A 13,126-nucleotide genomic window follows, 5' to 3' on the forward strand; every position below is an offset into this window, starting at 1 on the left:
TGTTGGAAGTAAATTTTAGATTTTATGGCTTTGCAAGCTAGACAGATTTTCGGATTGGGCGCACTATGCTTACGGATCGAAGTCTACAGCCAGTATGAGGGAGGCCCCATGTCGCTTGGTGGATCGATGGCGCGTGCGCGATTTCTCTTGGGTTTTTTCGGCAGCAGCCTGGTACCAATCGCGGTGCTGCCCGCGGCGGCCGAGATCCTCAATCCACCGGTGCTGCAGGATGACCGCGCGCCGATCGCCAAGCCTGCCCTGACGGAGCTCGCACCTGCTGCACCACTGCCCGGAAATACGCTGCCGGTGCGTGGCGACCGCCTGCTCAATCTCAAGATCGAGTACATCGACAACCAGATCTACAACCCGTCCACGGGCGGCTACGACAAGGTCCATTTGCGCGGCTACACCGGCAAGGGCGTCGATCCCAAGGCTCCTTATGTCTCGCCGACGATCGAGGCCGTTCCGGGCGACACGGTGCGCGTCACCCTCGACAATCAGTTGCCGGCAGGGCCGCAGCCCGGCGACCCCGGCTGCATGCCCGGTGGCCAGATGCCCGATATCCCCCACTGCTTCAACGGCACCAATCTGCATACTCACGGGCTGTGGGTAAGCCCGTCGGGCAACAGCGACAACGTGCTGCTGTCGATCAACCCGCAAACGCAGTTCACCTACGAATACAACATCCCGTCGGACCATCCTTCCGGCACGTTCTGGTATCACACCCATCGCCACGGCTCGACGGCGCTGCAGGTGTCGAGCGGCATGGCCGGTGCGCTGATCATCCGCGGCAACCGCTTCCCGACCCCGACAACCCATGGCGACATCGATACGCTGATCCCGACCTCGGCGATCCCCGAGCGGGTGCTGGTGATGCAGCAGATCCAGTATGCCTGCCGCGCGCCGGCGGCGAAGCCTGGAGAGCTCGGCCCGATCAAGCAGGACATCAACGGCCACTATTTCTGTGATCCGGGCGATGTCGGCGGCATCGAGGGCTATGACCAGTTCGGGCCGGGCACATGGCCGGCATCGGGGCGCTATACCTCGCTCAATGGCAGGGTGTTCAATCCGAACGACCCCTTGAAGGCGACGCAGGGCCAGATCGAGCGCTGGCGGATGGTCCATGCCGGCGTCCGCGACACGATCAGCCTACAATTTTTCAAGGTGCTTGACGGCAAGCTCAAGCCCGGAGTGAAAACGCTGCTCAATGCCGACACCAACGCGGCGTTCATCAAGGATACGTGCAGCACCACACCCGTGCCCTATACGCTGGTCGCGGCCGACGGGCTGACGATGGCGGCGGCGCAGCCGACCAAGCTTGCAACCTTCCAGCCCGGCTATCGCTTTGACGCGCTGGTCGTCTTTCCAGACGCCGGACGCTACTGCGTGATCGACTCCTCGGCACCAAAATCGGGTGTGGTCAACGGGCTCGATGTCGGACCGCAACTGCTCGCACTGGTCGACGTCGCGCCAGGGACGCCGGTCGATAACGTGGAAACCTACGTCAATCGCAAGCTGGTTGCCCTGGCCGAGGCCAACATGCCCGCGAATGTCAAAGCGACGGTGGTGGCCGATCTCAAGGCCGGAACGAAATTCACCAGCTTCACGCCGCATCCCGACGTCACCGACGACGAGGTGAAGGGCAACGGCACACAGGAGCTGACCTTCTTCATCGACACGACCGGGCCGAACACCAAGTTCGAAGTCGGCAACACGCTCAACACAGCCGACGTCAAGCCCTACGACCCGACCCGCATCGACCGCTCGCTGCCGCTGGGCAAGGCGCAGGAATGGACGCTGCAGTCACACTTCGTCAGCCATCCGTTCCACATCCATGTCAATCCGTTCCAGATCGTCTCGATCATCGATCCCAACGGCAAGGACGTCAGCGCGCCGGGCGCGATAGACGATGCCGGCGGTGAGCCCTACGATCCGCAATATGCCGGGCTCAAGGGCGTGTGGAAGGATACGCTGTGGATCAAGAGCCTGATCCCGCAATCCTTGCCGGCCGGCTTCTCGGGCATCTACACGATCAAGGTCCGTACCCGTTACGAGCGCTACATTGGCGAGTACGTGCTGCACTGCCACATCCTCGATCATGAGGACCAGGGCATGATGCAGAACGTTGCCGTGGTGCTGCCTGATCAGGTGGGCGACATCACCCAGAGCGGCGCGATGCAGATGCAGATGGATGGCCACGATGGCCACAAATAAGGCGCAGCCAATGCCCGCCGCGCCGTTCACCTGGAGCGACGTGGAGGCGATCCTCGCCACGGCCGGCGGCACCGGGGGACCCGGCAGCCTGACGGGACTGACGCTGCCAGAGTTCCTGGCACTGCAGCTGCACGGGATGCCACTGATCGCGCCGCTCTCGACCACCTGCTGCGGCACCAGCGATGCCAAGGGGCGCGGCGCGCGCTCGGCGCTGATCCGGGGCTTGCGCGGACTGCCGCCGTTCGACGGCAAGCAGTTCCCTCGCCTGCCCTGGGGCGGGACGGCGGTCGCCGATGAAGACATAGACCGGATCGAGACGTGGATCGAAGAGGGCTGCCCCGGCGCGTTGATCGGTTCGATTGCACTCGCCAGCGAGGTCAGCGTGGCGACCGAGGCGCGCGTCGAGGTCAAGGGGATTGCCGGCCCGGTCTTCAGCGAGGCGTCCGATTCGGCGGCATGGCGCTATGCCAAGGGCGAGCTGCGGCAGCGCATGGACGTCGATGTGCTGGACGACGCGCAAAAGGAGCGGCTGCGCTATGCCTTTCGTGAGCTCTACAAGCTCAATAAATGGGTCGGCGACAAGCGCAGCTACAACAATCTGGCCTTGATCCACCAGAACCATTGTCAGCATGGCTGGGAACGTTTCCTGCCGTGGCATCGCGTGTATCTTTATGAATTCGAACAGGCGTTGCAGGATTTCTGCCCCGACGTGACCATGCCGTGGTGGGATTTCCCGGCTGAGCGCTACAAGCCTGAGGATCCGGCCAACGGCGCTATCCTCCCCGATGCGTTCAAAGGTTTCCTCACCGAGGCCTCAGTGCGCTTCCTGCGCGATCATGGTTTCCCGGCCAAGATCGGCACGCTGGTGGGCAAGCTGTGGGCCAATCCGACGCAGGCCTATGACGCGGTCAGCGGCGCCTGCGGCAAGGACTATGTGGAAGGGGAAAACCGCAAACGGCTGATCGACGCGCTGCTCGAGGTCAATTCGCTATGGTATCCGCTGCGCTATTCAAGCCAGTTCGGCAAAGGCACGATCAACACCGTCATCCACTATCATTATCCGGCACAGGAGGACATCGACGAGATCCTCAGCCTGCGCACCTTCCGCGACTTCGGCGGTGGCAGCCTCTATGTCGACAGCTTCGGCTTCCTGGACCAGAATCCGCACAACACGATGCACATCTGGACCGGGGGCATGAACCCTGCGTTCAAGACCAGCGCGCCCGCCGATCGCAACAGCGCGGTACGCGTTGCCGGACGCAAGTTCCACCAGCGCGACGACCTCTACTCCGAGCCGCAGTTCGGCGACATGTTCTCGAACCTGACCGCGTCCTACGACCCGATCTTCTGGCCGGTGCACGCCAATATCGACCGGCTCTGGTGGCGCTGGCAGCAGGACCATCCCGACGGCCTGCCCGCCGATCTCGATTCCGCGCTGACGCCGTGGAGCTACGCGGTGCGCGATACGCTCGATATGAACCGCTTCGGCTATGAATATGTTCGTGGCGGATGCCTCATGCCGGTCGGGCTGACCAGTCCGGTCGGACGCTTCGTTTCGGCGCCGATCGCGGTGCCTGAAGCGACCAAGAGCTTCCGCTCGGCGGAAGTGCGGCTGCACCGCGTGCCGCAGCTGCCGCGCTCCTGCTTCATCCGCGTGTTTCTCAACACGCCGGATGCCGACGCCAGCACGCCGCTCAACCTGGCGGGCTATGCCGGCTATGCGGCAATCTTCGGCCACGGCGAATGTTTTGGCGGGCCCGGGCATTGCGAAATTCCACCAGCGGAGAACCGCAAGTTCGATCTACGCGAGCGCAGCATGAACACGCCGCGCAACCACCGTATCGATGTGACGCGCGCGGCACGCCGGCTGATCGCGGCCGGCGCCACCAGCCTTACAGTAAGCCTGGTCGTGATCGGCGCCTCCTATGAGGAGGACCGCGAGTTGCTGCGGCTCGACGGGGTCTCGCTCAACTTTCTCGATTGAAAACACAAGACACGGCCGGCGCAGGCACCGAGGGGAAATCAAATGGCCGACCCAACAGTCTATCGCATCCACCCGGCCGTCGGCATCGCGCGGCTCGGCGACAGCCCCGAGGGTTTCTGCATCTCGCCGGAAAAGCCGGCGCAGTTGCCGATCGAGTGCGACGCCAACGGCAATGCCGCGAAAGGCGATGCGCCGATCAAACACTTCAAGGACAGCAAGGGCCGCATCAAGCGCCAGGCCGCGCGTTTCCAGATCTTCGTCTATGACGCGGCCAACCCACAGGGCAGTCCGCTGAAGATCGGCGACCATGTCGAAGGCGGCGGCAATCGCGGCAAGCTGGTCGACATCCAGTGGCGCGTTCAGCTCGCCAACAAGAAGGCGGCATGGTTCACCTTCGACGGGCTGCGCGGCGAGGCCGGCTATGCCGCCGACGCGCCGCTGCGCAACGCCGGCATCACCGATCCGGTCGAACGGCAGAATCTGATCATCGACGCCGGCCCGCAAGCCGTCGACTGCACCGCGCGGCGCAAGGCGAGCTTCGGGCGGGACACCAACCCGGCCTATGCCGTCACCTTCCCGCCGACCGGGATGGTGCCAAACGACATCGACACGCTGGGCGAAATGATGACCGACGACAGCGGGCGGCTGCTGCTGCTTGGCGGACACGGCAACAGCGGCTCGTTCCTCAGCGGGTTTGGCCATCCGCGCATCAAGACCTACGCCAACAGCGACGGCTGGTTCGACGACATCTCCGACGGGCCGGTGATGGCGCGGCTGGTGATGATGGAGGAGCGCGTCCAGGCGCTGCGCTACATCGATGTCGAATATCCTGCCTGGGTGCTGGTCGGGTATCCGCGCTATGCGCCGGAAGTGCTCGACATGATCACGCTGGAGGACGTGGTCGAGGACATGTCTATCCGGGAATTTGCCTATCGCACCGACATGTACGGCACCGCGGGAACGTTTGACGCGCCGCAGAAGATCGATCCGACCGACACGGCGGCCTTGCTGCACTGGCAGGCAGGACCGGTTGAGTGGAATCCGGCCTATCGCCCCTGGTTCTGGCGCGACATCTGGCCGATCATTTTCCGCGCCGACGAATTCTCCTATTTCACCAACATCCTCCAGCAATCGAACTTCCCGCACAACCAGTCGAGCCGGGGCACGTTCGATCCCTATCGCCTGTGCATCCCGCCACGCATCGCACCGCGTGCGCTGGCGCAAAAGGAAGGCCGCGCGAAGGACGACCATGTCGGCGGACGGCTGCTCGAGGCAGCGGTGGAACCGAGCCTGATGCTACTCGATGCAACGCAGGCGCCGGGCGCGGCTAGAGATGCCGTGGTTGGCGATGCCGCCGCCACGCTGAGGGCGGCAGCGGCGACGTTCACCGCCGCGGTCTGCCCGCCCGACGATGGCGAGGCGCCGCGCAGCTATGCCGCGCGCTGGCAAAAAACCTTCGCCGACAACGACACCGTGGCCGAGCCGGCCTATGCCGAGGCGCGCAGCGCCTTCGATGCTGAGATCACCGGCGTGATCGAGCGCATCGCCGCGGCCGCCGCGCCGCCGCGCAAACGGATGCTGACGCTCGCCCGGGCCTCGTCGCGGCAGGAGCCCGGCGAACCAGACCGGACCACCGATCCGGACGAGCCGATCGAGGCTGCGCTCCGCCGGTTGGCGTTCGAATACCGTTCCGGCCAGTTGCTCGAGCGCGCGCTCGCTGCCGCGGCCAAGGATGCCACGACCGATCCCGGCCGTTCCGCGCGGCAGTATCTGTTCGACCTGCTGCGCAAGCCAGGCGAGGAGAACCTGTTCCGGCTCGACGCCAATCCGGCGACGCGGACCTATCATCTGCCGCTGATGCCGCTGCTTGCCGGCGACAATCCGATCACCAACAAGACGGTGAGCAAGTTCCTGCGGCTGACCGACACGCAACTGTTCCTGCTGCGGCAATGGGCGGCGGGCATCTTCATTGACGAGGTGGATGCAGGCTTCGCCCCCGCGATCGATCCCTGGCAGCCCTACAAGGACTGGAATGTGCCGGGCGGACGCGGTCTCGACCAGGGTGTGCTGTCGAACGGACTTGGCGGCGCCTTCTGCCCAGGCGGTGAGGTCACGTGGATCATCCGCAACCCGGCGATCTGGCGCGAGCCCTACCGGATCAAAGCAGACCCGGAATGGTATAGCTTTGCGCTGACCGCGGCGCAGGAGAACGCCAACCGATGGGGAGCGGGCGTCAGCGAGGAAGGCTATATCGCCTATGCCTCCGACCCGCTGTCGCAAGGCAGCGACCTCGATGTGGGATTGCAGCCCGGCGACCTGACCAAGCTCAGCGGGCTGCCATGGCAGGCGGATTTCAACGAATGCTCCACCCAGACGATCGACGTCACCTACGAGGAATGGAACGTCCTTTATCCCGACAGCGTCGGCAACACGCTGATGGAGCGCGAGCGGCGCGTGTGGGAGACCTTATGGTGGCCGGCGCATCGGCCGATGCAGGCCTATTATCCCGTCGGCAAGGACTTCCAGTTCCGCAACTGGGCGCGCGGCATTCCGCAGACGCTTGCCGGCGACCTCAAGATGGTGACCGAATGGTCGAAGCTCGGCTTCATCGTCCGCAATCCGGCGGGCGGGCTCGATCAGCCCTCGCCCGGTATCAAATACATCTGCGTCGAAGATTCGGGAGAATGACCGTGACCAATCCGTTTGTCGGCAACTGGGCCTATCGCAGCTTCAACAACGACCCCGATCTCAGCAAGGCGACCAACGACCTTTTGTTCGGCGAAGGCACGCTGGCCATTGCGGAGCAGTCCGTCACCGAACTTGCGGGAACGATCGGCGGGTCGGGATGGTCGCTCGATCTGCGCGGTAGCTTCGCTTACGGTTCGCCGATGCAGGTCCGCTTCCAGGGCAAGGGCGTGGTCGGCGGCGAGCAGTGGATCTACGACTATATCGGCTGGCTTGTACCGGTTTGGCCCGACAGCACCGACCGGCTGGAAGTGCCCGCGATCGTCGGCTCGGTGGTGCGCACCATCCCGCATTCGGGCGATGGCGGCAGCACGAACCCGGCAGGGGTGGTGGCATCCTTCTATGCCGTGCGAGCAGGCTGACTTCGTCGTCATCGGCGGCGGCCCGGCGGGTGCCGCGGCAGCGCTGATGCTGCGCCGCCACGCGCCCGGACGGCGCGTGGTGCTGTTCGAAGCGGGGCGGCACGAGCTGATAAAACCGGGTGAGATGTTGGCGGCGGTGGCACAGGGGCTGCTGCGCCAGCTCGGCGTCTGGACGCCGTTCCTTGCTGCGGCTTTCGTGGAGAACCGCGCGGTCGTTTCGGCATGGGCCCGCGAGGCGCTCGACGAGCGGTACAGCATATTCTCCGCCCACGGCGCCGGCTGGCAACTCGACCGGGCACGGTTCGATCAGATTCTGGTGCAGGCGGCAGCGGCGGCCGGCGCACAAGTGCGACTTGGGTGCGAGGTGCGTTCGGCGGTGCGCGAGGACCAGGGCTGGCGGCTCAAGCTCGCCGATGGGGACATTTTCGCAGGCGCCGTGATCTGGGCGACTGGCCGCAGCTGGCGGCTGGCGCGATCCTTCGGCGCGAAGCTTCGGGTGCATGGCCACCTCGCCGCATACACCCGCTTCTTCGACCGCGCGCCGGGCGATGGCCGCATGGTCATCGAGGCGCGCCCCGAGGGCTGGTGGTATAGCGCCGACTTGCCCGGCGGACGCCGGGTGGTGGCGTGCCTGACCGATCCTGACCTGGGCAGCGGCCTGCGCGACCCAGAATCCTGGTACCGCGCACTGGCGGCAACACGGCTGATCGCACCGCTTCTGCCTCCTGGCGCGCGTGAAACCGCAATGCTGGTGAAATCGGCGGGAACGGCCACCGTCGATCCGGCCGCGGGTGAGCGCTGGGTGGCGGCGGGCGACTGCCTGTTCGCCGCCGATCCGCTGTCGTCGCGCGGGATCGTGCATGCGCTGCGCTCAGGGATCCTCGCCGCCTATGCCGCGTCGGATATGGTCGACGGACGCGACGACCTCGCACGCACGCGCTACGCGATGATCGCCTCGCAGGGCTTTGCCGACTACGCCTCCGCGCTCGACGTGCATTATGCCGCCGCCGCGCGGTGGGACACTGCCTTCTGGCAGCGGCGTCGGCCTCAACCCGAAGTGCGCGCGGCAGATTTGTATCACAATACGTAGCACATTTACGGACCTGCCCTCGCCGACACCATTGACGTCGGGCTCGGCTGCCTGAAGATGTCGATACTGCCCGCCCGAACAAAACAAGCGTCGGGCCGCCACGTTAGACGAGGGATTTCAGCAGTGCCCCTGTCGGCGATTTCCATGCCGAAATCGGGCGTGCCGTCGTGTGGCTGCATATCGATCGCCAGGGATTGAACGCAATGAACAAAATCGATCTTGAAGGACAGGTCGCCGTCGTTACCGGCGGAGCGCAAGGGCTGGGCCTGGCCTTTGCCAGGCGGATGGTCGCATCGGGCGCAAGGGTAAGCCTTTGGGACATGAACAAGGCAGGGCTGGAGGTGGCTGTTGCCGGCCTCGGGGACGCAGCCAAGGGCGTCCTGGTCGACATCACCGATGCCGAGGCGGTGCTTGCGGCGCACGCCCGCACCGAAAACGAGAGCGGGGCCGTCTCGATCCTGGTCAATTCGGCGGGGATAGCCGGGCCAAATCACACGCTCGAAGAGTATCCGCTCGATGCCTGGCGGCGCGTCATCGATATCAATCTCAACGGAACCTTTCATGTCAACCGCGCTGTCGTGCCTGCCATGAAGGCGCGCAACTACGGCCGCATTGTCAACATCGCCTCGATCGCAGGCAAGGAAGGCAACCCCAACGCTTCGGCCTACTCGGCGTCCAAGGCGGGCGTCATCGGGCTGACCAAGTCACTGGGCAAGGAGCTTGCTGGCTATGACATAGCGGTCAACTGCATCACGCCGGCTGCGACGCGCACGCCGATCTTCGACCAGTTGAAACAGGAGCATATCGACTACATGCTGGCCAAGATCCCGCGCGCGCGGTTCCTGGAAGTCGACGAGGCGGCAAACATGGTCGCCTGGCTGGTCTCGAAGGAGAACAGCTTCACCACCGCGTCGGTATTCGATCTCTCCGGCGGCCGCGCCACCTACTGATCCAAACCACGAGAATTCGCACCCTTCTCACTCTAGAACGAGATACCGTCGCGTTTGGCGGGAAACGCTTCATCGGACTTCTTCTGAACCGCTCGATCGGCATCGGTTGTTTCATCGACGCGACGGAAAATCATGATGAGCACACAGGCGAAATACCCCACCTGCAGCACGACGGCGCTGATGACTGTCCACGCCAACGAGACCCAAAACGAGCCCGTGACGCTGTAGATCCAGCCAAAGATAACGGCCAACGCCGCCGTTGCTCCCACCAGAAACTGTGGAAAATACATTCGCCCTCGAAAGATTCCGGGAAGCATCGACCCGGTTGTCTTTCGCCCCATCGCATGATTTCTACCCCGCACGAACAGTTCCAGTTTTTGGACATCAATGCAAGCATGAACTAATATGCCTTTGCGGCGCGCCATGACGGATCTTTGTCTGTCCAAATTGCAAACGAAACCCACACGGCGGAAAGCGTTGCTGCAACGCCCGCGTCGTCACCCCGAGGGGACCGAGCGCCGGCAAACTGGAGAGTCTGGTGAGCGCATATTTGCCGGCGCTCGGTAATCGCAGCACCGGGGGGTCGTTTGGGGTGTTTTGGGCTGCGACCTCTATACGTTAGCACAAGCTAATATAGAGGTATACGGCCATTTTTGCTGGCTATTTAGGCACATCGCCGACTTGATGAGGGCGCGGTTTTCCGCACTTCAGATCGCTGGGCTAGGGTATTCTAATGGCGCGGCGGCGTTCGATCACCAAAATGAAGAAAAGGAAGGAAGTAGCATCGGCGTCGTACGCTTGTAGGACTCGTATTCGGGGAAGGCCGATTGTAAGACCTTTTCCTCATTGACCAGCCGCCGATATTGAAAGGTGAGAGCAATCGCGCAAATTGCAACTGTTTCCCATATCGGATTGCGCAAGACGATGCCGACCAGGACGATCGCCTCGCAGACATAGAGAGGGTGTCGCACAAACCGGTAGGGGCCTGCTGTGACAAGTCGCCTGGCCTGGGCAGTGATGCTGAACGATCTGCCGAGCCACCACAGGCACCAAATGCAAAGCGTGAAACCGCCGATGATGATGAGGTCCGCAAACAATTCAAGCTGCGGAAGGATCTGGACACGAGGGACAACCACCAAAGTCACCGTGGCAAAGCATCCGATCAGCGCCGAGATTCGGGGTTCGATTCCCTGCGCTGTCTTCACCGGCGGAAGACGCGTCACGGTTGAAACAACCATCAGCACCAGGAAGCCGAGAGAGGCAACGTCCGCCGCAAGGTCGACGCCAGATGCTGTCGTCCACACCATATTGCGCAGAGCCAATATGAGAGCTCCCACCTTTATGGCCGCGCCGAACGCGAAGTAAAATGTCAGCGTTGCGCGGCCGACAAAATCACGCAGAGCTGGAGGCGGGAGCAAGCGCATGGATCGTTGACGAATGCCTTCCTGATCACTTTCCGACTGCGCCTCAGAGCAAACGGATATGCGATCGGAATCAAAATCAGAACCGCGATCACGAGCCTTTTCAGAATTGGAAATGTTCATTTGGCGCCCCACCAACAAGATGCAATCCAAGCATTTTGCAGGCTCTGGGGCAAGTTATTGGTTTCCAGAGGGTTAACTCAGCAGCCGAAGCTTCGCCGAACTCCACCAAGTGATTTCGTGCATGACCCCTTCAGATCAATAGACTTCCGGGGGCGATGAAGCTGCTTACGATTTGGAACGCGATCGTACATATCGACGCCAAGGAAATCGGCACTCCAAACGGCACAACACCTTTGCGATCCAAATGCTGAATGTATACGCGGAAGGTGCCTTCCGGCAGCAGCGTTGGGTTTTTCACGACCAGCGCCGTGACGAGAGCAAAAAGCAGCATCAGAAAGGAAAAGACGACGAGCGCGCTGCCACCGATCAGAAAAGGCACGGTCGCCATCAGCTTGATATCGCCGGCGCCAACCTTGCGCAGCGCCCAGAAAGGCAAGAGCGCGACAAACAACAGAAGCCCGGCAGCGGCACTCAACCCCATGTCCAACCAGAATCCGGACTGTAGCGACAGCAGCAACTGCGACCCCGCCCCCAGGCAGAGCAGCAGAAGCACGTCGCGATTGGCTATCTGCTGGGTGGTGAAGTCGAGCCACGCAATCCTTGCCAGCAAGGGGATGGCGAGCGCCATCAGCAGCAGCGATTCGACAAGCAGCATGCTAGCGCTCGATGTTCTGCACGCTCGACGACAGCAGCTTCAGATTGTTGGCGACGGTCGGATCTTTTGGCGCCAGTTCGTAGGCCTTGAGGAAATTGCTGCGTGCATTCTGCAGCTTGCCGCGCAGCAGGTAGGAATAGCCGACATTGTTGTAATATTCCGCCGTCGGGCCGACCAGCTTGAGGGCTCGGGCATAGGCCCGGTCGGCGAGATCGAAGCGGTGGATCCGGTCGCTGCAGGCAGCCAACCCCATCCACGCGTTACCGTCATTGGGTGACAGTTGCGTCGCCTTGAAGAACAAGGCGCCGGCATTGCCATAGTTTTCCGCACGGAACTGGTTCTTGGCTTCGGCCACGGCCTGGTCCGAGGCGTGATATTCGACATCGCCGACCGTCTTCAGCCCGTCGAAAGCATCGCCAAAGGACGTTACGTCGCCTTTCGACGGCTCGTTGGTGCGAACGACACCATCGAGGGAGTCGTTCGTTTGACAGCCGGCAAGCACCATCATCAACAGACTGGCTGCTACGGCTGCGAGACGCATTGGCCCTATCATTTTGTCCCCCAAGAGCTTGTCCCCACGAGCCCTCCGACTCTAGCTTTAGAACCAAAGCATATATGGAACTAGAAGAAAACGCCTTTCATTCGGATGACAACTGGTAGCATGACAATCATCATAACGACAGGAAAGATGCAAAGACCCAGCGGAATCATCATCTTGACCGGAAGAGCGTTGGCGATCTCCTCCGCGCGCAGGATTCTCTGACTGCGCATTTCGTCGCTGTAGACCCGCAAGGCGTCTGTCAGGCTGGTGCCGAGCTCTTCCGATTGCCGGAACAGCACCGCCAGGGATCTCGCCTCTTCGAGACCGATTCGGTCCGCGAGCTCGCGCAGTGCATCCCGCAATGGCTTGCCGGCGCGCAACTGCAAATTCATGATCGTCAGCTGAATACCGAGCCATTTGTGGGTGGCGGCAAGTTCTGTTCCGACGCGCTCGACCGCCGCCTCGAGGCTCATGCCGGCATCGGCGCAGGTGATCATCATGTCCATGAAATCCGGAAAGCCGCGGCGATAGACCTGCTTTTGTGCATTCTCGAACCGATCGAGAGCGATGCTTGGTATGACTATGCAGGCCAGCCCGAACACGGCAGCGATGGCAAAGGCTACGACCCCTGGCACCTTGGACGGCAGTATATGGGACAGGATTGCGAACGTCACCGCGAAGCCTATCAAGACCGCAGCCAGGCGCGACAAGGTGTAAACCGCCGGCGCGGTTGATTGATAGAAGCCGGCGCGGAAAAGCTTGGCGTCCAGGGCGCTGGGTTCGTCACGTTCCTTTTCTATCGACCGAAAATACGCATCGACTGGGCGCTGCGCCGAAATCTTGGCCAACTGGTCCTGGCCCATCAGCGAGCGACGGCTGGCAATACCCTCGGCCAACAGGCTTTGCGCTACCAGCTTCCGTGTCTGCATGGCCGGCAAGATTATCAATGCGCCGAACAGAAAAAGCGCCATCGCCGCCATGAGAACGGCGAACGAGATGAGCATCCCCGAATTCTGAAGGCTTGCAAAAACGGTCATGGCG

General features: G+C 62.5%; 11 protein-coding genes. 6 read left to right on the forward strand and 5 right to left on the reverse strand.

Going from position 1 to position 13,126, the window contains the following annotated elements; all coding sequences use genetic code 11:
- The first annotated feature begins 108 nt into the window (after positions 1-108).
- The 6 genes from CGZ66_RS23490 (at position 109) to CGZ66_RS23515 (ending at position 9,345) form a co-directional block, all read left to right on the forward strand.
- The gene (locus CGZ66_RS23490; protein WP_095088485.1) at positions 109-2,214 is read left to right on the forward strand and encodes a multicopper oxidase family protein; all 2,106 of its coding nucleotides are present in this window, start codon (positions 109-111) and stop codon (positions 2,212-2,214) included.
- Complete coding sequence (locus CGZ66_RS23495) at positions 2,201-4,198, forward strand: tyrosinase family protein (protein ID WP_095088852.1); 1,998 nt, start codon at positions 2,201-2,203, stop codon at positions 4,196-4,198. The genes CGZ66_RS23490 and CGZ66_RS23495 overlap by 14 nt, the downstream gene beginning before the upstream one ends.
- Positions 4,199-4,240: 42 nt before the next feature.
- Positions 4,241-6,886 (forward strand): LodA/GoxA family CTQ-dependent oxidase, encoded by a 2,646-nt coding sequence (locus tag CGZ66_RS23500; RefSeq protein ID WP_095088487.1) that lies wholly within the window; start codon positions 4,241-4,243, stop codon positions 6,884-6,886.
- Complete coding sequence (locus CGZ66_RS23505) at positions 6,883-7,305, forward strand: hypothetical protein (protein WP_095088489.1); 423 nt, start codon at positions 6,883-6,885, stop codon at positions 7,303-7,305. The genes CGZ66_RS23500 and CGZ66_RS23505 overlap by 4 nt, the downstream gene beginning before the upstream one ends.
- On the forward strand, positions 7,286-8,395 hold the full coding sequence (locus CGZ66_RS23510; RefSeq protein WP_095088491.1) for an NAD(P)/FAD-dependent oxidoreductase: 1,110 nt from the start codon (positions 7,286-7,288) through the stop codon (positions 8,393-8,395). The genes CGZ66_RS23505 and CGZ66_RS23510 overlap by 20 nt, the downstream gene beginning before the upstream one ends.
- Before the next feature lie 203 nt (positions 8,396-8,598).
- Positions 8,599-9,345 (forward strand): SDR family NAD(P)-dependent oxidoreductase, encoded by a 747-nt coding sequence (locus tag CGZ66_RS23515; RefSeq protein ID WP_095088854.1) that lies wholly within the window; start codon positions 8,599-8,601, stop codon positions 9,343-9,345.
- Between the two features lie 32 nt (positions 9,346-9,377).
- Here CGZ66_RS23515 and CGZ66_RS23520 read toward each other — a convergent pair whose 3' ends face one another.
- The 5 genes from CGZ66_RS23520 to CGZ66_RS23540 all read right to left on the reverse strand — a co-directional run bounded on the left by CGZ66_RS23520 (position 9,378) and on the right by CGZ66_RS23540 (position 13,122).
- A complete protein-coding gene (locus CGZ66_RS23520) occupies positions 9,378-9,770 on the reverse strand; it encodes an exopolysaccharide production repressor protein (RefSeq protein WP_245331185.1) in 393 nt (130 codons plus the stop codon).
- A gap of 327 nt (positions 9,771-10,097) precedes the next feature.
- Positions 10,098-10,889 (reverse strand): methyltransferase family protein, encoded by a 792-nt coding sequence (locus CGZ66_RS23525; protein WP_095088495.1) that lies wholly within the window; start codon positions 10,887-10,889, stop codon positions 10,098-10,100.
- Positions 10,890-11,019: 130 nt separating this feature from the next.
- Positions 11,020-11,544, reverse strand: a complete 525-nt coding sequence (locus CGZ66_RS23530; RefSeq protein ID WP_095088497.1) for a prepilin peptidase — start codon at positions 11,542-11,544, stop codon at positions 11,020-11,022.
- A 1-nt stretch (position 11,545) separates the two neighbouring features.
- The gene (locus CGZ66_RS23535) at positions 11,546-12,097 is read right to left on the reverse strand and encodes a tetratricopeptide repeat protein (protein WP_167392223.1); all 552 of its coding nucleotides are present in this window, start codon (positions 12,095-12,097) and stop codon (positions 11,546-11,548) included.
- 68 nt (positions 12,098-12,165) lie between these two features.
- The gene (locus CGZ66_RS23540; RefSeq protein ID WP_095088501.1) at positions 12,166-13,122 is read right to left on the reverse strand and encodes a type II secretion system F family protein; all 957 of its coding nucleotides are present in this window, start codon (positions 13,120-13,122) and stop codon (positions 12,166-12,168) included.
- Between the last annotated feature and the right edge of the window lie 4 nt (positions 13,123-13,126).

The sequence above is a fragment of the Mesorhizobium sophorae genome (assembly GCF_002270415.1).
Taxonomy (GTDB): Bacteria; Pseudomonadota; Alphaproteobacteria; order Rhizobiales; family Rhizobiaceae; genus Mesorhizobium; species Mesorhizobium sophorae.

Excerpts from the sequence above, each read along its gene's own strand:
- CGZ66_RS23495 (WP_095088852.1), top strand. The coding sequence starts at position 2,201 with ATGGCCACAAATAAGGCGCAGCCAATGCCCGCCGCGCCGTTCACCTGG.
- CGZ66_RS23510 (WP_095088491.1), top strand. The coding sequence starts at position 7,286 with ATGCCGTGCGAGCAGGCTGACTTCGTCGTCATCGGCGGCGGCCCGGCG.
- CGZ66_RS23535 (WP_167392223.1), bottom strand. The coding sequence starts at position 12,097 with ATGATAGGGCCAATGCGTCTCGCAGCCGTAGCAGCCAGTCTGTTGATG.
- CGZ66_RS23500 (WP_095088487.1), top strand. The coding sequence starts at position 4,241 with ATGGCCGACCCAACAGTCTATCGCATCCACCCGGCCGTCGGCATCGCG.
- CGZ66_RS23530 (WP_095088497.1), bottom strand. The coding sequence starts at position 11,544 with ATGCTGCTTGTCGAATCGCTGCTGCTGATGGCGCTCGCCATCCCCTTG.
- CGZ66_RS23505 (WP_095088489.1), top strand. The coding sequence starts at position 6,883 with ATGACCGTGACCAATCCGTTTGTCGGCAACTGGGCCTATCGCAGCTTC.
- CGZ66_RS23525 (WP_095088495.1), bottom strand. The coding sequence starts at position 10,889 with ATGAACATTTCCAATTCTGAAAAGGCTCGTGATCGCGGTTCTGATTTT.
- CGZ66_RS23515 (WP_095088854.1), top strand. The coding sequence starts at position 8,599 with ATGAACAAAATCGATCTTGAAGGACAGGTCGCCGTCGTTACCGGCGGA.
- CGZ66_RS23490 (WP_095088485.1), top strand. The coding sequence starts at position 109 with ATGTCGCTTGGTGGATCGATGGCGCGTGCGCGATTTCTCTTGGGTTTT.
- CGZ66_RS23540 (WP_095088501.1), bottom strand. The coding sequence starts at position 13,122 with ATGACCGTTTTTGCAAGCCTTCAGAATTCGGGGATGCTCATCTCGTTC.
- CGZ66_RS23520 (WP_245331185.1), bottom strand. The coding sequence starts at position 9,770 with ATGGCGCGCCGCAAAGGCATATTAGTTCATGCTTGCATTGATGTCCAA.